The sequence below is a fragment of the Nocardia sp. NPDC005746 genome (assembly GCF_040630785.1).
Lineage (GTDB): Bacteria > Actinomycetota > Actinomycetes > Mycobacteriales > Mycobacteriaceae > Nocardia.
The window spans coordinates 125101-149284 of record NZ_JBEXYE010000016.1 but is presented as its reverse complement, the minus strand read 5'-3'; the positions used below and the strand labels follow the sequence as shown (position 1 = coordinate 149284).

Sequence of the window (24184 nt, the reverse complement as noted above, 5' to 3'; positions counted from 1 at the left end):
TTCCGAAAACCAACTGTCAGCATCACATACCTGGGACAACCGTGCGGTTGCCGGAACCGTAAAAATCGGCGAACACCTCACCGGCGATCACCCGAAGATCCCGAGCCGGCGCGACGAATCCGACAGCACATCGCGAATCAGCAAACCCAGGTCCGAGTCCGCCGGCCGCTCGCTGTACCGCAGCTCACACCGCACGTCGCCCGGACTGCCGACCAGCAGACGCACGAAGCCCTGCCCCGAACGCTCCCACAACGCCCCCGCCGCCATCCGATCCAACTCGATCACCTGATCACCGACCCGCAAGACCAGCCCCGCCGCCGGATCGCGGTAGAAAACAACCCGCAAACCATCCAGCTCATCGAACACACCCGCGGGCGCACCGGTCCCGACCGGCGCGGCGCTCAACTGCCCCGTCATCGGATCCATCAACACGTACTCGCCGAACCCGGAATGCGACCGCAGATAGATCTGCCCACCGGAAGCAGGACGCCCCGACGCCCGCGGGAACCGGCTGTTGCCACGGGACCCATTCCCGTTCCCACCACCCGGCGCCCCCTGCGGCGGCATCATCGGCGCGCCACCAGGGAACCCCTGGCCGGCACCGTTGCCAATCCCGTTGCCGCCGTTGGCACTCGCGTGCCCGCCGCCATTCACACCCGGATTCCCGCCATCGGACGAATCCGCCACCCACCGCGGCATACCCGGATCGGTATGCGGATGCCCCTGCTGCGGCGCCTCCGGCTGCACGGGCATCCGAGACCCCATCGCATCCGTCAACCACTGCGGCAAATGCGACCCACCCGGATTCGAGGGCGTTTGCGGCACGCCCGGCTGATGCTGCCAACCCGGGTCAGCCGGGACCTGCGGCAGACCGGGATTCGTAGGCCAGTTCGGCACGCCAGGCCGCGAGGGCTGCTGCGGCAGCCCCGGATCTGCCGGCTGACCTCCCGGTTGATGAGGCAACTGCGGCCAGCCCGGATTCACCGGGACCTGGGGCATGCCCGGATTCGTCGGAACCTGCGGCATCCCAGGATTCGTCGGCCACTGCGGCGCGCCGGGGTTGGGCGGCAGTTGCGGCCACTGCGGCGGGGTCGGCTGCTGCGGCGCACCCGGGATGTGCGGGGGCTTCGGAAGGTTCGGCGGCTGCGGGATATGAGGCGGCTGCGGTGTATTCGGCGGGACCGGCACCTGCGGCGGCGTGGGCTGATGGGGCTGCGGCGTCGGCTGGTGCGGGGTCGGCTGCGGCTGGTGCGGCTGTGGCGTCGGCTGATGTGGCGTCGGCTGGTGCGGCTGCGGAGGAGTGTGGGGTGGGTTGGGGTCCGGGGGCAGGGTCCACGGGGCGGGCTGCTCCGGGGGCTTCGGGGTGTAGTCGGGGAACTCCGGGTCGAACTGGTGCGGCACGAGGGGCAGGTGCGAGCGCCAGTTCGGGCTGTAGCGGAATGGGGTGTCGTCGTTGGCCGAGGCGTCGCCATCGGAGCGGTCGCCGTCGCCCGCATCCGGTTCCGAGGGCGAGCCGGAACCCGATTCATCTGGATCATCCGCATTCGAACGCCCGGAACCGACATGCTCGCCGGTTCCGCCGGAACCACCGGACTCCCCCGCACCCGCGGGCTCGGAACCATCGGTCGCGCCATCGGAATCACCCTGATCCGGCTGCATCGGGTCGCCTGATGCACCCGACCCATCGGAATCACCTGCACCGACATGCAAGGGGTCACCCGCCGCACCGGAATCATCGGACTCGTCGGAATCACCCGAAGCGGGCTTGGCCGGATCGCCAGGCGCACCCTGGCTTTCCGAACCGCTGGAATCGTCTCCGGTCGGAGGCGTCGGCTTCGTGGGAACGGATGTGTCGCCGGAGGCCTCAGACTTTTGGGGAGCCGGAAGCGGGGAAGCGTTGTCGTCCTGCGGCTTTGCGGTGCCGTCGGTGCTGCCGCGCTCTCCCGCACCGGCGGGCTGAATCGTCTCCGCGGACGTGGAGTCACCGGGCGCGGACGGGAGGTGGCGGATGGCGCGGGCGTCGGTGAGGGTGCCCTGGATGAGGACCTGGTGGAGGAGGTCGTCGAGGTCGTAGGTGGGTTTGAAGCGCCAGGTGGCGTCTTCGGGGGGTGCGCCGGTGCGCCATTCCATGATGAGGCCGTCGTCATGGGCGAAGTGTTCGGCGATCGCGCGATCGCGGGTCCAGGAGGTGGCATCGCTCTCGCTGGAGGGGTGAGAGATGTGGCCTTCGTAGTCGAAATCGGCGTCGCCACGGGCCGCGACCACTCCACGCAGGCCGTCGAGGTATGCGGGACTCACCGAACCATCGGGCAGCAGGCGCGGGACGCCGCGGTAGAGCGGACGGGAATCGGCGTTCGAGGGCAGGTCGCCTTCGAACATGACTGCGCCGTTGACATCAGCGGGAGGTGTGATCACCTCGGAGACGACCACCGCTGTCGGCGGCTCCGGCGTGGGCGAAGTCGACGAGGTCGGCTGCGAGCTGTGGGCGGCATCGCCTCGGCCGCCAGCGCTGGTCGGTTCGACGGCACCGCCGGATTGCCCAGCCACGCCGGGATGCACCGAGGCAACCGATTGCCCAGAGGCACTGTGGGTCACGGGAACTCCGGGCTGACCGGGCGTCCCGGGATTGCCAGGGCCTCCGGGTCGACCGGGGGACCCTGGGCTGGCCGGGGGCTTGGTCGGGGGGCCTGAATGCGGGGTGGATTCCGGGGCCGGCGGGGGGTTCGGAAGGTCGAGGTCGTGGACGTGAATGGTGCCGTCGAGATCGACGGTGAGAAGTTTTGCGACAAGCAGAATGTTGTCCCTGGCAAGGACTTCCTGACGCTCCCGCCCGAGGAAGGCAAGGGGGTCGGGGTTCGGGGAGACGACGACGGCGATGTCGTTCTTGCCGTGCACGATCCCGACGCCGCTCCCCCACATCTCCGCCCCGAGAGTGGTGAGGATGTCCTTCGCCGCCGCCTCCTGGACCGCTCTGTGGAAGGCGTGCGCCTCTTGCTCGTCCTTGCTGGTGGCCCGGGCAATTCGTTTGCCGTAGTCCGCCAGCTCTCGAACCCGCTGGTCGGTGGCGTGCTTTCGCGCTATTCCTTCCTCGGCGGGTGTTCCCGGAGGCGTCAGGCCGAGCTGTTGCTGGCGCAGCGACTCCTCGTTCACCCGCGACATCAGTAGGTCCTTCAGTATCCCCAGTTCGTGCCCATCCGGATTCACGCCCAGCTCCCGCGCGATCGCGTGCAGGTCGGTCATCATCAGATCGTGCCGCTCGGCCGCAGCGCGGGCCTGAGCCATCGCGCCGTCGGCCCAGGCCGCCAACGCCGGATCCGACCAGGTATGAACGGTTCCCGGCTCGACGACCACCCAGTTCGACCCGGTCGGTGCACTCGTGTGCTCGGGCGCGGCGTTCTGTTCCGGCGGGGTATGGGTCTGCTCGCCCGTCTGACCCGAGCCGTTGTGGTGCGGGCCGGCGGACTCCTCCACCCCGGAATGGGTTGTGGTGGTGGACGAATGCGTGATCGGCTGCGCGCCGGATTCGGGCTGCTTGGCTGTCGTGGCCGGGTCGGTGCCGGGTTTGGTGGGGCCGGGGCGGGCGGGGGCGCCACCGGTGGGGTCGGTGGGCGGGGTGCCGGGGCCGAGGCGCTTCGGGCCGCCGCCGGGTTCGCCTTCGCCGGGGTCGATGGCGCGCACCGGGTCGGGGTAGTGGTTGTCGACCCAGTGGGCGACGGTGTCGGCGGCGTGGAAGGCCTCGGCCGCTGATTGGAGGCGGTCGAAGGCGCGGACCACGTCGGGGAGGTTGCCGTGCGCCCGGCCGAGCAGGTCGGTGATGGTGGCGCGCAGGCGATCCGGGGCCAGTGCGGCTTCGGTGACGTCGAGACCGGTGGCGCGCTGGAAGTTCTCGATGGCCGCGCGCAGCTCGGTGTGCTCCTCCTCGCGGGCACGGTGCGCGGCCGTCTGGGGCGTGTCCGCGTCGGCGGCCACGGCATCGGCGATGCGGCGCTGCTCGGCTTCCCATCGGGCGGCGCGATCGGCGGCCGCGTCGCGGCGGGCGGTGTCGCCCTGCGCTCCGGCGGCGGCGAGTTCGTCTCGGGCGGTAGCGAGTTCGCGGGCCGCGGTCTGCTCGGGTGTCTCGGCGGCGCGTGCCGCCGCGGCGACGGCATCGGCCTCGGTGGTGCGAGCGGCGGCCAGGAACTCCTCGGCCCGCTGGTAGCGGTGCACGGCGTCGCGCAGCGGGACCAGTTCGTCGGTCCAGATGTCGCCCCAGGCCAGCGGCATGCGGGAGAGGCGTTCGATCTGGTCGATGGCGTGGTCGATGCCGTGGGGCGCGGCCGGGTCGGTGGCGACCAGCGCCTCCAGGTCGGCGCGCGCGGATTCGACTTCTCGCCGCCAGGCGTCGGCGGGCGTCTCGCCGGGCTCGGCGGCCGCCTCCATGCCGCGGCGCAGCTCGGTCTCCAGGTCCTGTACCCGGTTCTGCGCCCGATCGAATTCCGCTGCCGCCGTGGACAGGTCGTCGATGCGCTGCTCGTTGCCCGGCAGCTCGCCGCCCTCCGCGCGGTTGCGGTTGGCGAGGTAGTCCTGCGTGCCGGGCAGATTGTCGGGGGTCAGATCGCTGTTGCCGAGCGGGCGGAATTCCTCCCCCTCGCGCTCCCGCCACATGCGGCCCTTGGCGTAGTCGAGGCCCTCCTCGGCGATCTGCAGCTCATGACGGGCCGCCGCGAGTTCGGGTCCGACCGTGCGCGGATCACGCGGCGGCGCTTCGGGTTCCGGCGGGTTGGTGAGGTTGTGATGCTCGGTCGCGAGTCGCTCGAGCAGATCGATATCGGCCTTGCGGGCCTGGATCTCCCCGCGCATGGCCTCGACCGCCGCGGAGAACTCCTTGGGGCTGAGCCGCTCGTGCTTCTCGATCTTGCCGTCGCGGTACGCCTCGTACACCTCGATGTCGCGCGCCTTGCGCACGACCCGCACGATCTCCGAAACCTGGTCGGAGCTGAGGAGTTTCCGTGTATCCGTGACGCTGTCGCGGTAGACCTGGTAGGCCGCATCCCGGTTGCCGGCGGTGTCGGTCAGCGTCCGCAGCACCTCCCGCAGCTGCGCCGGACTCATCCGATCGTGCAGGCTGCCGAGACGGCTCTCGTAGATCTTGACCGTCTTGTCGATATTGGAGGTGTCCACGCCCAGCAGGCGCGACCAGACCTCTCCGGCCTGGATCAGCTCGCTCGCCAGCGGCGGCTCGCCGACGAAGTCGCCGTACAACGAGCTCAGCAGCTCGCGGCCCTTCGGATCGTGCACGGGCAGTTCGCCGTCGACGGCCCGCGGATCCGTACTCGGGTCGTAGCGCAGCCCGTCACGATGCGGGTCGAGCGCGGCGATCGCTTCGATGTAGTCGGTCAGCACGTCGATGGCGTGCGCCCGGCGCTCGTCCGGGCGGAACGCCATGTTCTCGAAGGCCCTGGCGATCGTGTCCGCAACCGTGGTCTTCTTATCCGGCTCGAACCCGACGATCTCGACCTTTTCGGCGTCCTTGACGGCCTTGGAAGCGTGCAGGTTCTCCCGATCGGCGTCGAGCAGGCGCACCAGCCGATCCCGGGCGGCGAGCACCGCCGTCTCATGACCGTTCTTGCGCAGCACATCCGCGTACTCGAGCAGGTCCGCGAACGCCTGGTGCCGCCGCTCCCCCATCCGGAACCGCGGATCGCCGAACGCCTCGGCTACCGCACGCGGCGACAGCTGCTCCGGATCCAGGCCGAGGCGGTTCGCGAGATTGCCCAGCGCGCCGTCCAGATCGTTGAAGGTGTCGATGGCATCCGATGTGCGGATGAAATCGGCCATGCCCTCCAGCTGCGAGGCGCGCAGCGAAAGCTCCTGCCGCAGCGACTCGATGGTGCGGCCCAGATTCTCACCGAGGTCGAAGTCCACCTCGAGCAACAGCCGCCGCGCCACCGCATTGCGCTCGTTCCGCAAGGTATCCGGATCGCGCGGTACGGCCGGTTCATTGCCCGCCTCGTGCGGTGTGGCGACCGGTTCCGGCGTGGGCTCCACCAACCGCAGGCCCCGGCCGTCCTCCCGCATGACCGCGACCGGTCGCGGGTGGCCGTCGACGTCCACGTCGTGGAACCGCACCGTGGGCGCGGCTTGCTCGACCAGGTGGACGTTGCCGTGCTCGTCGAGCCCGATATTGCGGTAATCGAGTTGCAGCTCACCGTGATTCAGCATCCGGCGCACGTCGGGGTGCGCGGCGAGCGCGTCCACGAGGTGGATGTCGTGCTCCCCGTCGCCGCGAATCACCACGAGGCGTTCGGGGCCGCCGTTCTCGCCCGGGAGCAGCGCCACACCGTGGTCGCGGTCGAGCATGACACCGCCGTTGGCGTCGGCCCATTCCCGGGCCGCCAGATCGGAGACCTCGTGGACGCGCTCGCGCAGCTGGTCGTCCGCGCCGAGGAAACGGTCGGCCAGGGCCGCGAAATCGAGCATCCGGGCGCGTCCGTCGCGGATGTCCATGCGCAGATCGGAGACGAGATGATCCAGGTCCGCCTGGGTCTCGATCCGGTCGAGCCCGACATCGAGCAGCTGCGCCCAGTTCGAGCGCTCGTCCTGCATCTGGTCGCGGCGCAGCGCGTGCTTGAAGAGCGCGCCCTCGCGGGTCTCGACCAGCTCCTCGTCGACATCGTCGAAGTGCGGAACCCATTCGCCGCCATTGTTGACGCCCTCGACGTCGAGCAGGGACGGGCGGGGTTCGCGCGCACGGAGTTCCAGCGGCGGATCGTCGTGCCCGACGCCCGCCTCCTCGCGGCGGACCCGCGCCTTCAGTTCCTCCAGCTCGATGCCGCGGGCATGGGCGAACTCGCGCAGGAAGCGGCCCAGCGGATCCTTGTCGAAGATGCTGATCTCGCGGCTGAACGGGATGACCTCGTTCTCGAGCAGCCAGCGCTGCCCGGCGTCACGCAACGCCTCGACCGCACCGCCGCGGCGCATGAGCCGGTACCGCGCCTCCTCGACCGCGGCGCGCACGGTCTGCGGATCGGCATCGGCGAGGGGGATGCGGAGCTCCCGGGCCATGTGCACGAAATCCACCAGCGCGGCGTCACGGGCGTCCGCGGCGTCCACCAGCGGCTGCGGGACATCGGTGCCCCACTCGTGCGGCTCGGGCTCGGCGGTCACCGGATCGACCGGTTCGTGCCGCAGCTCGGGCAGTTCCGACTCGATGGTCATCTCCGCCAGGCGCAGCGACTCCTCGACCTCGGCGCGCAGCACCGGATCGGCCTCGGTGACGTGCGGACGGTATTCCCCCCCGTCCGCGGTGCGCATGGGGATCTGCGGCGGGGAGATGTCGGCGACCCGGCGGGTGAGGCGACGCACGAACGGCAGGTGCTCGCGACCCTCCCACAGGGTCAGGATCTCCTTGCCGATGCGCACCGGGTTGAAGTTGGGCTTCATCCCGAGGAAGTCGTGGTCGTGCAGGACGTTGTAGCCGAATTCCAGTGTCAGCAGCGAGATCCCGGAGGAATCCAGGCGCGAACCGGACGGATACTTCGGCGACTGTCCGTGGTAGCCCTGCTGCAGGCGCTGCAGCAGGTTGTCGATCCAGCTCGGCGACGGCTTCGCCGCGGGACGGAGCGGACCGAGCTCGGGCCGCGGGACCAGCTCGACACGCTTGGTGCCGTCCGGAGATTCGACGATGCGAGCGTGCAGGCGTTCGCCGTCGGTCTCCAGGACCACGTGCGCGTGTTCGGCATCCGCGTGCAGGGCGGCGACCATGAGGTCGGCGACATCCATCGCGCGACGCAGGGTCTCGGAGCGGGCGGCGGCGAGCACCGCGTCGCGCTGCTCGACGGTGGTGTGCGCGGGATCCAGGGCGGATTCGGGGATGCCGAGCAGGCGCGCCCACTCGTCGCGCACCCGGGCCAGGTGCTCGCGTTCGGCGCCGGTGGCGGCGTCGTGACTGCTGAGCACATGGTCGAGGGCCTCGAGTCCACCGATCCGCAGCATGTTCCGGAACTGCAGGTCGCCCGCGAGCTCCGGCAGGTTCCGCCGCTGCAGGTGCTCCTCCGACAGGCCGAACTCACCGGCGAGGCGGTTCCTCAACTCCTCGAGGGTGAAGACCCGGGATTCGGCGCCTTCCGGATCGTGCGGTCGCTGCGACCAGGTTTCCAGCGGGCGTTCCCGGACCGGCTCGCCGCCGCCTTCGGGATGCGCGGCGCTCGAGGGCAATTCGCGCCTCGTGGCGGCGGGGTCGAGGGCCCGGGTCGGCTCCTCGGCCCCGAGCTCGGCCAGCCGGCGGTCCAGGCCGGTCTCGCGCAGATGCGCTTCGATGGCGCGCAGCGTCTCCGGGTCCGCCTCGGTGCGCCAGTACTCCTCGGAACCGTAGAGCTCCTCGGGGGTCAGCGGCCGATAGTCGTCGGCCTCGCGCATGGGCAGCGGCGGGGCGGCGTCATCAGGGTCGCCGAAGAAGCCACGCGCCTTGGCCATTTCGGCGATCTCGCGGAAATGGGCGAGCGGATCGTTGAGGTGGGCCGCGGCGGTATCGAGGCCGAGCGCGTCCATCAGTCGCGAGGTGAACAGCACCGCGTTGACCTCGCGGCCGGGGGCCAGCGGGTCGTTGACGGCCTCCCGCAGGAAGCGGGCCGCCGCCTGCAGCGACGGCGAGTCAGCCACCGGATCCACCGGCAGCACTTCCTCTTGCACCCGCGGCAATTCGAGCGTCGCGGCCTCGCTCGGCCGGGTCAGCTCGACGGTCGGATCCTCGCTGCCCGGTGGCTTGGGCAGTTCGACGGTCGGGTCTTCGCTCCCAGGCGGCTTGGGCAGTTCGACGGTCGGGTCTTCGCTCCCTGGCGGCTTGGCTTCGCTGCCGCGCTCCATCTGCACGGTCGGGTCTTCGTTGCCTTCGAACGGCTTCGAGGACGACGCCTCGCCGGGCGGCGGGTTCTTGACCGTCGGATCGTCGTTGCCTTCGAAGGTCTGCTCGTTCGAGGCGTTCTCGCGCGACAGGTTGACCGTGGGGTCGTCGTTGCCCTCGAACATCTTCGACGTCGACGCCTCGCCCGGCGGCGGGTTCTTGACCGTCGGGTCTTCGCTGCCCTCCGGCAGCTTCTTGGTCGAATCCTCGCCGCCCGCCGACAGGTTGACCGTCGGGTCCTCGCTGCCCTCGGGCAGTTTCGCGGTCTGCCCGTCGCCGGGCTTCGACGGCGGGGTGGAGTTCTGGTCGCCGTTTCGACCGGAGTTGCCCGGCTCGTCGGGGTCGGGATTCGCTGGGGTGGAGGAGTTTCGGTTCGGGGGCTCCTTGCCGCCGCCACCCGAGCCGGGCGGGGTCGCACCGATCGGAGGGGTGGCCGCCGTCGGGCTGGAGCCGGGCGGCTTCGGGTTGCTCGGGCGCGCCGGGGTGGGGCCCGGGTCGCCTTCGTCGCCGGCGCTTCCCTCGTCGGAGGCGCGGGCATGGCGCTGGACCTCGTCGAAGCGATCCATCAGGGCGCGGTGCCAGTCGTCGCGGCCCAGGGCGGCGAATTCGGGGGCCAGGCCCTCCAGGCGGGTACGCATGCCGGACATGTCTCCGGCGCTCAGATCATGGTCGTGCCAGGTGATTTCGCCGTCGGCGCCCTCGGTCGCGTAGTGGCGGGCGAAGAGGCTGCTCGACAGTTCGTCACCGCGTCGACCGCCGCCGAAGGCGAGGCTGTGGTCGATACCGCTGATCTGACCGTCCGCGGTGATCAGCCAGTTGACGAGATTGCGGTCGGGGATGCCGACGAGCACGTCCAGCAGGCCGAGCCGGCGGCCGTCGGGGGTCGCCAGCGCCGCTTCCAGACCCGCGGCTGTGGGCGTCGTGAAACGGTCCGCACCGACCTCGCCGGGCATCACCTCCATGTACACCACGCGGTCCCCGACCCGGTGCACCCGCGGCACATTCGCGCCGACCGCCTGGCCGACCAGCGAGACCAGCGCCTCGGCATGGGAGTGCTGCGGATTGGTGACGATCTTCCGGATCAGCTGCGTCGGCGGCTCGGTAGCGAAGGTGACCAACTCGACCCGTTCGGCCATCCGCCCCATACCGGTGCTGAGGACCACCACCTCGGCCTCACCCGCCGCGATCGCGTCCTCCACGCGCCGCGCGAAGGATTGATTGACGTCGGTCTCGCCGGAGTCGTTGTGCGTCAACGCATGAGAGCCGCCATCCTGGCCGTCACCCTCCGGATTGCGGGCGGCGGAGGACGGGTCGGAGTTGGGCTGGGTCGGGCCTTGCGGGCGAGTGGGGGCGCCCGAAGCGCCGGGGTCCTCGCCCTCGCGACCGGTGTGGCCGGATTCCGGGAAGTGGGCGTCCACCCATTCGGTCAGGGCGTCGGCGTCGTGCAGGGCGCGGGCCGCGTTCTCGAGTCGTTCGAATGCTCCGACCACCTCGGGCACGGTGCCGCGCGCCTCGGGAAGGAGGCGGTCGACGGTGTCGCGCAGGTGTTCCGGGGCGAGTTCGGCCTCGGTGACGTCCAGGCCGGTGGCGCGGCGGAAGTCCTCGATGGCTCGGGTGAGGTCATCGTGCGCGGCCGTGCGGGCGCGGTCGGCGGCCTGGTGCGGGGTGTCGGCCGCGTGGGCGGCTTGGGCTTCGAGAAGACGGTGCTCGGCCTCCCAGCGGGAGACGCGGTCCTGCGCGGCCTGACGGTCAGCAGGGGCGGCGTTCGCGAGATCCTCTCGGGCCGAGGCCAATTCGCGGGCCGCGGTTTGTTCCGGGGTTTCCGCGGCGCGCGCCGCCGCGGCGGCGTCGGACTCGGCGGCGGCCAGGAATTCTCGGGCCTGTTCGTAGCGGTGCGCGGCGTCGCGCAGCGGGACGAGCTCGTCGGTGAACACGTCGCCCCACTGCTGGGGCATGCGGGACAGGCGTTCGATGTCCGCGAGCGTGCGGTCGAGACCCTGCCGCGCCAAGCCGGGGTCGGCGGCGACGAGCTCTTCCAATTCGGCTCGCGCCGTGTCGACTTCACGCCGCCACGCGTCGACCGGCGACTCGTCCGGGCCGACACCGGCCTCGACGGCACGACGCATCTCGGACTCGAGGTCGTCGACCCGGGACTGCGCGCCGTCGTGTTCCTCGACGGCCGCGGTCAGATCGGTGAGGCGCTGCTCCAGACCCGGCAACTGTCCGCCCTCTTCGGACGGGCGGTTGGCGAGATAGTCGTTGGTGCCGGGCATCCGCTCGGGCGTCAGATCGCCGTCGCGCAGCGGCCGGAAGCCGGGGCCCGGGTTCTCCCGGTAGGCCCGGCCCTGCGCGTAGTCGCGCCCCTCGGCGGCGATCTGCAGTTCGTGCCGGGCGGCGGCCAGATCGGTGGCGACCGCGCGCGGGTCACGCGGCGGGCCCTCGGGCGGACGCGGTTTGGTGAGCGCGTCGTGTTCGGCGGCCAGCTTCTCCAGCAGCTTGATGTCGGCCTCGCGGGCGCGGACGTCGGCGCGCAGTTCGTCGATGGTGGCGGCCAGTTCCTTGGCGCTGAGCCGCTCGTGCTTCTCGATCTTGCCGTCGCGGTAGGCCTCGTACACCTCGGCGTACCGCGCATTGCGGACACCGCGCACCAGATCGGCGAGCTGGTCCTTGGTCAGGATCTTGGTGGGGTCGGCGGCGCTGTCGCGGTAGCGCTCGTAGGCCACCGTCGAGTCGCCGGTCTCGCGCAGTGTGGTCAGGACATCCGCGAACTGCTTCGGGGTCACCCGGTCGTGCAGGCCGCCGAGCTGTTCGGTGTAGATCTTGACCGTTCGGGCGAAGTCGTTCATGTGCACGCCGAGCAGGCGCGACCACACGGTGGCCGCCGCCGACGGATTGTCGGACAGCGGCGGCTCGCCCATGGAGTCGTTCATGAACGCGCGCAGGGCCGCCGGGGCGTCGCCGTCGTGGATCGGCAGTTCGCCGTCGACGGCGCGCGGGTCGGTCAGCGGGTCGTAGCGCAGGTTCTGACGGAACGGGTCCAGATCGCCCAGCACACTGCTGTATTCGAGCAGCGCCGCCAGCAGTTCCGGGCGGTCGGCGGAGTCGCGCAGCAGGTTGTGGATCGCGTCCAGCAGCGCGTGCTTGTCGGTGTTCTTCGAGTCCGTCGTGAACCCGATGACCTCGCCGTCCTTGGTCTTCGGCTTGCGCGGGGACAGGTCGTCCGGCTCCACGTCGAGCCGGTTCGCCAGCTCCTTGCGGGCCGCGAGCACCGCCTTCTCGTCGATGTTCTCGCGCAGGACCTTCGCGTACTTGATGAGGTCGTCGACGGCCTGCAGGCGGCGCACCTTGCGCACGTTCGGATCGGCCATCGCCGCGGCCAGCTTCTCCGGCGACAGCGTGTCCGGGTCGAGGCCCAGGCGATGCGCCAGCTGCTGGAGGGTGCGGTCCAGGTCGTGGAAGTTGTCGATGGCGTCCGAGCTGCGAATGAAGTCGGCCATGCCCTCGACCTGGGCGGCGCGCAGCGCATTGTCGTGGTGCAGGTCGGCGATGGTCCGGTCCAGGTTCGCGCCCAGATCCATGTCGTAGACCGACAGGCGGGCGGCCACCGCATTGCGTTCGGCGCGCACCACGGCCGGATCGCGCGGCGCGGCGGGCTCCGTGGCCGGCTCGGCGTGCGGGGCCCCGGCCTCCGGTGTCGGCTGCACGATGCGCCACGGCTCGAGGCCGTTGCGCAGCAACGCCACCGGTGCGCGCTCGCCGTCGACCTCGACGTCGTGGAAGCGGATCTGCGGCGGATCCACCTCGATGACGTGGACCCGGTCATTGCCGTCCAGGCCGACCACGCGGTAGTCGAGCCGCAGTTCGCCGCGGTTGAGCTGTTCCCGGATCTCCGGGTGCGCGGACAGCGAATCGACCAGGCGCGCATCGTGATCCGCCTCGCCGCGAATCACCACCAGGCGGCGCGGCTCGCCCGGGAGCACCGCCAGCCCGCGCTCCGGATCGAGCATGACGCCGCCGTGCTCGTTCACCCAGTCGTGCGCGGCCGCCTCGGCCAGATCGGCGGCGTGCCGGCGGGCATCGGAGTCCAGATCGAGGAAATGCTGGACCGCCGCGTCGAGTTCGGCGATCCCGCGCCCCTCGTCGCGCACGCCCATCCGGGCCTCGGCGATGGCGCGCCGCAGGTCCGCCTCGGTGCCGAGCCGGTCCAATCCGATATCGAGCAGCTGCGCCCAGTTCGAGCGCTCGTCCTGAATCTGGTCGCGGCGCAACGCGTCCTCGAACAGGCGGCCCTCGCGCCGGCCGGACAGCTCCTCGTCCGCGTCGTCGAAGTGGCGCGGCCACTCACCGCCATTGTTGACGCCCTGCAGATCCAGGAAGGAGGCGCGCGGGCGACGGGGACGGAACTCCAGCGAATCGTCGTCCGGACCGACGCCCGCCTCCTCGCGGCGGCGCGCGGCCTTCTCCTCCTCCGTGCGAATCGCCTCGGCGTGCGCGAATTCCCGTAGATAGCGGCCCAGCGGATCCTTGTCGAAGATGCTGACCTCGCGGCTGAACGGGATCTGCGCGTCCTCCATGAGCCAGCGCTCACTGACATCGCGCAACGCCTCGATCGCGCCCGCACGGCGCATGAGCTTGTAGACGGCCTCGTTCACCACGCGACGCAGGGTTTCCGGACTGTCGTCGGGGATGTCGATACGCAGGCCGCGGGCCAGACGGACCAGATCGGCCAGGGCGGCGTCGCGGGTGGTGACCGCGTCGACCAGCGGCTGTGGCAGGTCGGAGCTCCACTCGCGGGGCGCGGGCGGATCGAGAACGGGCCCGCGATCGAGCGGCTCGTGCTGCGGCTCCGGCATTTCCGACTCGATCGGCATGTTCGCGCCGCGCAGGGTCTCCTCCACCTCGGCGCGAATCCGCGGATCGGCCTCGGTGACCCACGGGCGGTACTCGCCGCCGTCGCGGGTGCGCATCGGGATCAGGGTCCCGGCGACATCGGCGACCCGCGCGGTCAGATGCTTGATCAGCGGAAGACGCTCGCGCTCCTTCCACAGGGTCGCGCTCTCCTTGAGGATGCGCGCGGGGTTGAACTTGTCCTTGAGATGCAGCAGCGCCTCGTCGTGGGTGACGTAGCCGATCTCCATCGCCAGCATGGTCTGGCCCTTGGAGTCGTTGCCCGAACCGGACGGGTACTTGGGCGACTGACCGTGGTAGCCGTGCATCATGCGCCGCCATACGCGCTTGAGCCAACCCGGCTTCTTCTCCGGTTCCTTTGTCTCCGCAGGGGTTTCGCGCGGCAGGTCGGGGCGCTGGATGACCTCGGCGCGCTTGTTGCCGTCGGCGTCCTCGGTCACGCGGATGTGGACGCGCTCACCGTCGGCCTCCAGGACCACGTGGGTGTGATCCGAGGACGGGTGGTGGAAGCTCGCGACCATGAGGTCCGCGACATCGCCGGCGTGACGGAGAGTTTCGCCGCGCAGCTCGTCGAGGACCGCCCGGCGCTGCTCGGGGGTGGTGCGGGCCGGGTCGAGCAGGGATTTGTCGACGCCGAGCAGGTCCGCCCAGCCATCGCGGGTGCGGGCGGCGCGCTCGCGTTCCGGGCCGGTCGCGTTGTCATGACGGAACACCGCTTCGCGCAGGGCCTCGATTCCGCCCGCGCGCAACAGGTTCCGCAGCTGCTCGTCGCCCACGATCCGCGGCAGCAGGTCGTCCGGCGTGGATTCGGGCAGGCCGAGACGGTGCAGGAGTTCGGTGCGCAGCTCCTCGAGAGCGAGCGTGCGCGGCTCCCCGCCCTCGGGCGCGTGCGGACGGGTGTTCAGACCATTCGCCGGATCGTGGAAGAAGCCCTCGGCCGCAGCGGTTTCAGCGAGATGCCGCAACGCCGACAGCGCGTCCGGGCGCTTGGCCAGCGCCTCGACCACACCGAGCGCGTCGGTGAGGCGCGCGCCGTAGACCTGGTCCTCCAGGGAGCGCGGGCGCTCCCCGGCCTCGGCATCCGCCGCGCGCAGACGATCGAGAGCCGCTTGCAATCCGGGTGACGCCTCGGCCGGATCGGCGGGCGGCTTGGGCGACTCCGCTTCCGGCCGCGGAATCTCCACGGTGGGAGTCTCATCCGGGTTGGACTGCTCGGGGCGCTTCAGCTCGACGGTCGGAGTTTCATCGGGGTTCGACTGCTCGGGCCTCTTGACCTCGACGGTTGGCGTCTCGTCCGGGTTCGACTGGTCCGGACGCTTGACCTCAACGGTCGGAGTCTCATCCGGATTCGACTGGTCCGGACGCTTCAGCTCGACGGTCGGAGTCTCATCCGGGTTCGCACCCGTGCGTTTGACCTCGACGGTCGGAGTCTCGTCCGGGTTCGTGCCCAGCGGTTTCGACCGGGGGCCGGTGCCGTCCGACCTGGCACCGTCGCCGGAGCGGGGTGCGGTCGTGGAGGGCGGCACGGGGGCGGACGGGCCGGGAGGGGTGGGGCGGGACGGATCGCTGGACGAGCTGCTCGCGGGCTGCTTGGCTGCGGCTTCGCCTGGGGTGGGTTCCTGGCGGCCGCCCGCGAAGTCCCACATGTACTCGGCGCGGAGGGCCGACAGGCGGGCCTCGGCGTCGGCCATGCGGGCCTCGAAGCGCGCCTCGCGCTCCGCCTGGCTGCCGGGCTCGAGCTGGTCGGCCATGTCGTGGAACCACTTGGCGCGCTTGGCATCCATGTGGGCGACCCAGTCGGCCTGGATGGCGCGCTGTTCGTTGAACCAGGCGTCCGGGTCGTCCGGGGTGGCTGCGGAGCGGCGGGGCGGCCCATCGTTCGGCGGCTGACCATCGCCCGCGGCGGAGGTTTCGGGCGTGGGGTCCTGGCCAGTGCGCGACTCGGCACCGGAATCCTGCCCTGCGCGCGATCCGGTTCCGGACTCCTGACCAGTGCGCAGCCCGGTCGCGGGGCCTTCCTCACCGACGGGGCGGGCGGCCGGGGCGGGGTCGGGGCGGCCTCCGAGGTCCGCCCACAGGCGGTCGGCGCGTTCGGCGGAGCTGCGGGCCATGTCGTCGACTTCGCGGGCCTGCTCGCGGAACAAGCGTTCCTCGGTGCTGCCGGGAGGCGCGGAATCGGCCATCTCGTGCAGGAAGCGGGCGTGCTTGGCCTCCATGTCCGCGGCGAAGTCGGCGTGCTCGGCCATCCGCTGGTCGAACCAGCGTGCGTCGCCTACCTCCGGTTCCGCTGCGGGAGTGCGGGATTCGAGAGCCGGTCTCTCCGCGCCCGGATCGTCGGGCTGGGCCGGTTCCTCGGCACCGGTGGGCGGCTCGTTGGATTCGCGCGGGTCGGGCTGGTTCTGGTCGGAACGCTCGGGCCGGTTCGGGTCGTTGGATTCCGACAAATCCCCGGACGAGTCACGGTCTCCCAGGAGGTCGGGACGGCCGTCCGCGTCGGGTCGGCGATCGGAGTCGGCGCTCGCGGGCTCGCGCTCACCAGGCGCGGACTCACGTTCAGCAGGCGCAGAAGAATGTTCGGTGGGGGTGGACTGATGTTCCGTCAGGCCGTGCGGCTGGAGGACCCCCGTGTCCTGCGCGGCGATGCGGAGCATCTGGTACATCACCTGCGACGGCTCGGCGGCGTCGCGGCCGTTCAGCGTGACGTCGCGGAAGGCTTCGGCCAGCGCCTCACCGTGGTGGAGGGCGCCCTTCTCGTCGAAGGCGTACCCGGGCAGCTGGTGCAGCCATTCGGTGAAGGCGTCGACATCCAGCGGACCGTTGCGCGTGGCCTCGAAGTGCGCCGCGAGAATGTCGGTCAGCTCGTGGCGGGCCGCTCGCTCACCGGCGAAGTCCAGCACGTGCCCGAACTCGTGCACGATGGCCGAATACACCGGCCGCGCATCGGATCCCGCGACATGCTTGCCCTGCTCGACCTTGTCGTGAATACGTGCGTCGAGACCGGTGGCGTCCGTGGCCCATCGCTCGTTGAACACCATGCGGCCGGGGACCAGCCGGCCGTCCTCGCGGCTCGGGTAGACGCCCGCGATGGCGTCGGGATCCTCGGGGATGCGACCGATCTCGACACTCTTCGGTTTGACGCCCGGGTGCTGGGCCATCATGTCCTCGAGCGCGCGGCCGTATTCGCGGACCGTTTCGACATCGCTCGCGAGATGGAGACCGACGGTCGGGATGCCGAGTTCGTTCTCGATGCGGTTGATGACGTCCTGGTGGTCCAGGGTGGACCAGTGGTCGGCGATCGCCGGGACCTCGGTCGGCTCCGGCGACGGCACCAGATCCGGTTCGGGCGCGGGCTTCCCGTCGTCGGCGCGTACGTCCTCGGGGCGATCGTCAGCGTGTGCAGCGTTGGGGTGATCGTCTCCACGGATGGCGTCGGGGCGCGCATCGGCGGGCGGGGTGCCGTGCTGCTCGTCGCCGGCTGTCGTGACCGGCTCGGCCGACTGCGCGAGATCGCGAACCAGGTGGGCATTCTCCGCGGCGCGGTCGGTCAGCAGGCGGTGGAGGACCTTGGCCGGTTCGGTGGCGTGGTCGAAGTTCAGGGTGACGTCGACGAACGCTTCCGCGAGCGCCTCGGAGTGGTTGATCGAGCCGTCGGCGTTGAAGCTGTAATCGGAGAGCTGCGAGAGCCACCCGAGGTACTCGACGGGCGTGGTCTCGCTGTGTGTCCGCACATAGTGGTCGAGCAGCGCGTTCGCGAGTTCGGCATGCGACGCGCGGTTTCCGGCGTGGTCGATCGCATGACCGAGTTCGTGCAGAAAGACCGAGTACATCGGGCGCTCGCCCGCTCCCCGCGGGAACGAACCGGCGGCCTCCCCGTTCCGCACGATCTCGGCCATCTCGGCCGGATTCAGCGCGTGTTCCAGGCGCACCACGATCTTCTCGGTGATCACGTTGCCGTCAGCGTTGCGCACGCTCGTCGCCTCGGCGAGGGAGTCCTCGAAGACCGGCTCGCCGATCTCGATGCCGCGCAAGGTGATCTTGTTCTGACCGGTGACGTCATCGAGGGCGCGGGCGAACTCGCGCAACACCTCCGGATCGACGGACGTGTTGTCCAAGCCCTCGAACCTGGTGATGCCGAACAGGTCCTTCATCTCGCGGATGATTCCGTCGCGATCCAGCTCCGACCAGAAGTCGTCGGGGCGCGGCGACCAATCCGCGGGCGGGTGCGCCGGAGCCGGATCGGTCGCGTCCTCGGGCGGCACGGAGCCTTCCGGATCGGCCGGATCCCGCTGGGTGGCAGGCTTTTCCGGCGGGACACCGGATTCCTCATGAGAGCCCAGCTGGTCTTGACGACCTTCTCCGGAGCCGTGCTCGCGCGGCGCGGCCGGGTCCTGCGCGTGCAGGCCCGCGGCGTCACGCGCGGCTGCACGCAACCGGTCCACCATCATCTTCGACAGGTCGGACGCGTTGTCGCCGTTGAGCTTCACATCGCGATACGCCTCGGCCAGGGCCTCCCCCTCGTCGAGCAGGCCGTGCTTGTCGAAGGCGTATCCGGGCAGCTCGCGATGCAGCCAGTCGCTGAACTCGGCGAAGTCGGCGCCGGCATTGGTCTCCGCGTACCGGTCGGCCAGGTCCCTCGCCAGACCCTCGCGAGCCTGCATCTGGCCGTAATAGTCCAGCAGGTGTCCGTATTCGTGGACGATCACCGCGTAGATCGGCCGCTCGTCGGAGCCCGGCACATGGAATCCAGCGGCGACCGACTCCCGAATCCCCTGTTCGAAACCCGCGGGATCCAAGGCCCACCGGTCGTTGAACACGATCCGGTCGGGCCGCCACGGTCCGCTGCCGTCCGTCTCCCGCACGCCGAACGCGGAGGCGAGGACCTCGGTATCCCCGGGAATCGGGCCGATTTCGACGCGGCGCGGCTTGATGCCCGGATTGTCGGCGATCCCTTCTTCCAGAGCACGACCCAGCTCCCGCAGCGCCTCCACGTCGCCGATGACGTGGAAGCCGGCGGTTTCGATGCCGAGGTCGATGTTGATCCGATCCTGCACGCCCTGGCGATCGAGGGTGGTCCAGTGGTCCACGACCGCGGGCGCTTCGATCGGTTCCGGCGGCTGGAGCACGAATTCCGGTTCGCGCGAGGCCTTCTCGCCGCCAGCTCCCTCGTCGTCGCGGGGCGATGCGTGCGGGCTCGGCTCGGACCTGCGGTCCGGGTGCTGCGGTTCCGGCACACGGTCGCGGCGGGCGGCCGGGCCCGGATCCTCGTCGACCGGCCGGGAGCGGTGTTCGGGGGCTTCTCGCTCGTAGACCGGGTTGTCGGCGGCGTGGTCGCGGTAGATCCGCGCCAGGTGGTCGTGCAGGATCTGGGCGGGCTCACTGGCCAGATCGCGATTCAGGACGACGTCGGTGAAGGCCTCGGCCAGCGCCTCCGCGTGGTCGTACATGCCGTTCTCGTCGAAGCTGTAGCCGCTCAGCTCGTCGTGCAGCCAGCCCAGGAATTCCTCGGTATCCCCGCCGTACACGCGATCGAAATGGCGTTCCAGCGCCTCGAAAGCGTCGACGCGGGCCTTCATCTGGCTGGTGAAGTCGATGGCGTGCGCGAACTCGTGCACGATCGTCGAATAGACCGGGCGGTCGCCGGAACCCGGGACCAGGTGGCCGTTCTCCTCATTGAGCCGGACCCTGCGGGCGAGCTCTTCGGGCTTCCGGGCGAAATGCTCATTGAGCGTGAGGATGTCGGCGAAGTGGACGTTCCCGTCACGGCCCGGAACCACCTCGGCGAACACACTGTCGTCATCGATTTTGCCGATACGGACTTCCATCAGCTCGGTGTCCGGGAACCGGTTGAACATGTCCTCGATGGCACGGGCGAATTCGCGCAGCACCTCGACATCGACACGGGTGTTGTCGAAGCCGGTGACGTCGAGATCCCAGTCCTCGTGCAGCTTCTCGGCGATGTGGTCGCGATCCAGCGTCGACCAGACGTCCTGCGGCCGGTGCGACCAGTCGGGCGCGGGCTCGTCGCCGGGATGCCCTGCGCCGGAACCATGATCCGCATCGGGACGTGAATCATCCACGCGGCGACCGGGATCCGCGTCCCGGCGCGGCCGCGGACGCTCGACGTCCTCGCGGCGGTCCTGAGGCCGACGTGCATCCTCGCCGGTGTTCTCGGGGCGGGCGGGACGCGGGGTTGCCTCGTCGGGACTCGTGTCGTCCGAATCACGCGGTGGGTGCGTCTCACCGACATGGACATCCGCGAGGTGCAGGAGTCCGGCACGCACCGAATCCTTCAGCCGGTGAACCGCCTTGCCGTCACTGTCGAACAGGATGGCGTGGACGCCCTGGGTCTCCTTGGGCACCCGCGGCGGGAAGCCGTGGTCGAGCCCGGCGGCCGGGTCCTTGACCACGATATCGCCGCCCTCGTTGACCAGCAGGTAGGCGTGCGCGCCCACACCGTGCTCGTCGACGGGTCCGGCATAGCGGTCGACGACCAGCGCGGATGCGCCGTCGCCGAGTTTGCGGAGGCGGTTCGCGATGCCCTCGTGGCCCTTGGGGAAGTCCTCCAGCTTGCCGCCCGCACCGGCCACCAGCTCCTCGAGGCGCATGCCCTCCGGACCGACCCGGCGCTGCGGCGGGTGGATGGACTCGTTGCCGGTGATCTGACGCAGCAGGCGCAGGGCCAGTTCGCCGCAGCGGCCGCGGTACTTCTCCCGGACGGTGTCCGGATCGCGGGGCGCGGGCTCGGTCGAATCCTCTTCGCGGACATGAGTGTTCGACGGATCGTCCAGGGTGCCGGGGTGCGGCTTGTGACCGTCGGTGCGCTCCGGCGGGGCTCCACGCCGCGACTCGCCGCGATCGGCGGGCTCGGGGCGCGCCTTGGCCGCGGCCGGGGTTTCGTTTCCAACGGGGCGCTCGCCGGGTGCACGGCGCTCACCCTCGTGCGAGCGAACCTCCGGCCCGTCGCCCAGCGGAATCGGCGCGACCACGAAGCCGTCTTCGGGCGTCGATCCATCGCCTGCACGCCGATCCCGATCGGACTGGTGTGAATCACGTTCGGGGTCAGCGGATTCCGACTGCGGTCGCGCGCCACGATCCCGGCTGTCCGCATCGCGGTGCGCCGGGTCGTCGTGCACCGGTTCGGAGGTATCCGGCGGCGACTTCTCCCCGCTCGGCCGCTTCTCCTCGGCGGGGACGTCCTCGTGACGGTTCGAATCCGGTTCGCGCACCGGCTCGTCGGCGGTCGGCTCCCGCCCATCCCGCAGTGGGCGATCCGCAGTCTCCGAGGGTGCGTCCTCATCCCGCGGCCTGACCGAGTCCTCGCGTGCGTCCTCATCACGGGGACGCACCGAATCGTTGTCCCGGGCCGCCGGATCATCCTCATGCCGGACGACAGGCTCGTCACCGCGATCGGCTTCCGGCTCACCATCACGCTGGGCAGCGGGGTCATCACGCCGAACTTCCGGCTCATCCCCACGCGGCGTGGTGGGCTCATCATCACGCCGAGCGTTGGGCTCATCCTCACGACGGACCGTCGGCTCATTCTCACGGCGAGTGTTGGGCTCGTCGTCACGGCGGGCCGCAGGCTCATCCTCGCGGCGTGTAGTCGGCTCGCCCTCACGGCGGGTATCCGGGGTGTCCTCGTCACGACGCGCACCAGGCTGGTCGTCGTGGCGCGCCTCGGTCGGCTGGTCGGTGGGACGGCGGGACTCCGGGTGCTGTTCCGGGTGGTTGCTTTCAGCGGGCGGTTCGGCGGGCTGGTCGTCGACCGGCTTCCGGGATTCCGTGGGCTCGCCGGCACGGTGGTCGGTTTGGGCGTCCGGCCTGTCGGCGGTCGGGTCTGCGCCTTCGCGCGGCGGCGTGGTGTCGGAGGGATGGGTCGAATCCCCACTGCCACTGGTCTTTTCCGATTCCGGAGCGATCTCGTGGTCGCCTGGGCGGGTGGTGGTCGATTCGGACTGGTCGCCTTCGGGCCGCGAACTTGGGTGGGAATCCTCACCGGTGGATTCGGGACGCGGAGCTTCGGAGCGCGGTTCCGGGGCGCCCGTGCGGCTGTCCGAGGCACCGGCGCGGCTGTCGGAACGCGGAGCGTCGGTGCGAGTGGAGTCGGGACGCTGGCTGTCCGACCGTGGCGCATCCGACTTGGAAGTGTCGGCTCGGGGCGTATCGGACTTCGGAGCGTCCGCGCGCGGGGCGTCGGGCTTCGGGGCGTCCGTTCGCGGGGCGTCAGCCTTCGGGGCTGTGGCCGCCTCGCCTGCGCGGGGGGCGGCTGCGCGCTGGTCCGGGGTGGCGGTGGCGGATTGCTGTGCGCCGCCGGCGTGCTGGGTGGTCGAGCCCGGGGCGGCGTTGCCGCCGGAGGAGGCGGCGACGGGGGAGGACGACGGTGAGCCGCTCGCGGCGGTCGCACCGGCGGGAGACGAGGCCCCTGAGCCCTGAGTCGCTCCGGCGGGCGTTGCGGAGGGGGCACCGGCGCGGGCGCCGGTGGCGGACGGATCTGCCGGTCCGCCGGTCGATCCCGCGCGTGCGGACGCGTCGGAAGCGGGCGAGCTGCCACCCGGGGCGGACGCCGCGTGGGTAGCGGGTCCGTTGGCTCCGGGCGACGAGCTGCCGCCCGCTGCGGAAGAACCGCCACCCGTATTCGCGGTGGCTCCCCCGGAGTTCGACGAGCCGCCGCCGGTATTCGCCGGGGCTCCACCACTATTCGACGAACCACCAGCGTTCGACGACCCACCAGCGTTCGACGAGCCACCGGCGTTCGAGGAGCCGCCGGCGCTGGACGAGCCACCTGCGCTGGATGACCCTCCCGACGTCGAAGACCCAGGGGCGGTCGAGCTTCCGCCGCTTGCACCGGCGTTGGAAGTCGTTGCAGCGGAGGATGTGTCGTGGATTCCGCCGCCCTGGACGCCACTCTGCACCGGGGCCGAGGATTCGGGTGCGCTCGCCTGCGGGTGGCTGGCCGGCGCGCCGCCCGCGCCGTTCGTGTCGGTGCCGACGTGGGTTTGCGGGGTCGATCCCGAGGTGTTCGACGGGCCGGTCTGGGTGGCGCCGCCCTGGTCGGTGGGGGTGTTGCGATCGGCGGTGCGGGAATCGGCGGTGACGCCGCCGCCGTTCTGGCCGTTGGCGTCGGGGTGCGCGGTGCTGCCGTCGCCGGTCGGACGGGCGCCGGGGTCGCCGGTCGGTTCGCCGCCGTCGACCGACGCCGGATGAACGCGGGTGCCGTCGGAGCCGGGGCCGCCGCCCTGTGCGTGAGAACCGTTCGAGCCGTCAGACCCGTTGGAGCCATTGGATCCATTGGTTCCCGGGTCGTGGCCTCCGCCGGTGCCGTTGACGCCCGGAGTGTCCGGGCGCGAACCCACGAGGGTGAGGTCACCGGGAGTGATCCCCGCGTGCATGCGGGTGACCTTCGGTTCCCAAACCGTATGCGCCCCAGTGTGATTCACACCCGACAGCCCGCCCTGGAACATGCCGCCGGTGAGCATGCGGGGGTCGAAGTGGGTGTTCTTCACGTTCTCGACGGCCTGGTCCCAGCCGTGTTGTGCCACGTCGAAGCCGAACTGCGCGGCCGTCGCGCCGACGAAACCCGCTCCGCCGCCCACCAATCCGGCGCTGGTGCCGGTGATCAGGCCCGTCAGATAGCGGTTCATCCCACGCTGGCCGAGCGAGTTGCCGATCGCCCCGCCGATCGGTCCCGCGACCGCGCCACCGACGGCAGAACTGATCGACGTCACGCCGACCTGCGTCCAGTTGACGTTCTTCCGGTGCCCGGTCTCGACCTGGTACTGCTGAATCCCGTAGTCCTGCAGCGTGCCGAGCAGCGTGTTCATCACGATGTGTCGCATCGCGAACTTCACGACCGCGGTGATGCCCATCCGGGCGGCGATGGCGAGGATGCGGTCGAGCGCCGCGCGGCCGATTACCCGCACCGCCACCCGCGTGGCCGCGACGATCATCGCCTCCACCATCGGAGCGGTCGGCGGCCACAGCCACGCGATGATGATCTCGCCGAGCGCCATCGCGATCGACGAGTAGAACATCAGCTTCGTGTACTGGATCTCGGTGCCGGTCTCCTCGACCGAATCACCCAGCTGCTGGAAATGCTGGGCCAGATCCAGGATCGAATTTCCCTTGCCATCGCCACTCGCCGGTGCGGCCAGCTTGTCGAACAGCTGCGCCATCTCGTCGCGCCCGTCGCCGTTCACATAGGCGGCCAGGGTCGCGGACTTGGCATCGGTGATGAACGAGATCTGGTCGCGCAGCCCGGCGGCGGCATTGCGCCAGTCCTCGGCCAGCGCCCACATCTGGTCCTCGTCGCCCTCGGGCCATTCCACGCCCACGAGGTAGCCGAGCCATTCGAGTTCCGAAGGCAGGTGGAGGGTCATACGCCACTAACCCACCGGT

The 24184-nt window shown here is 70.6% G+C and carries 1 protein-coding gene; it reads right to left on the bottom strand.

The annotated features are described in order from the left end of the window. Window positions 1-87: 87 nt before the first annotated feature. Window positions 88-24165 carry a hypothetical protein gene (locus tag ABZ412_RS26860; protein ID WP_357285186.1) on the bottom strand — a complete coding sequence of 8026 codons (24078 nt, stop codon included), beginning with the start codon at window positions 24163-24165 and terminating at the stop codon, window positions 88-90. Window positions 24166-24184: the final 19 nt, after the last annotated feature.

Bases quoted from the DNA above. Each gene is read 5' to 3' on its own strand.
- ABZ412_RS26860 (WP_357285186.1), bottom strand. From the start codon at position 24,165: ATGACCCTCCACCTGCCTTCGGAACTCGAATGGCTCGGCTACCTCGTG.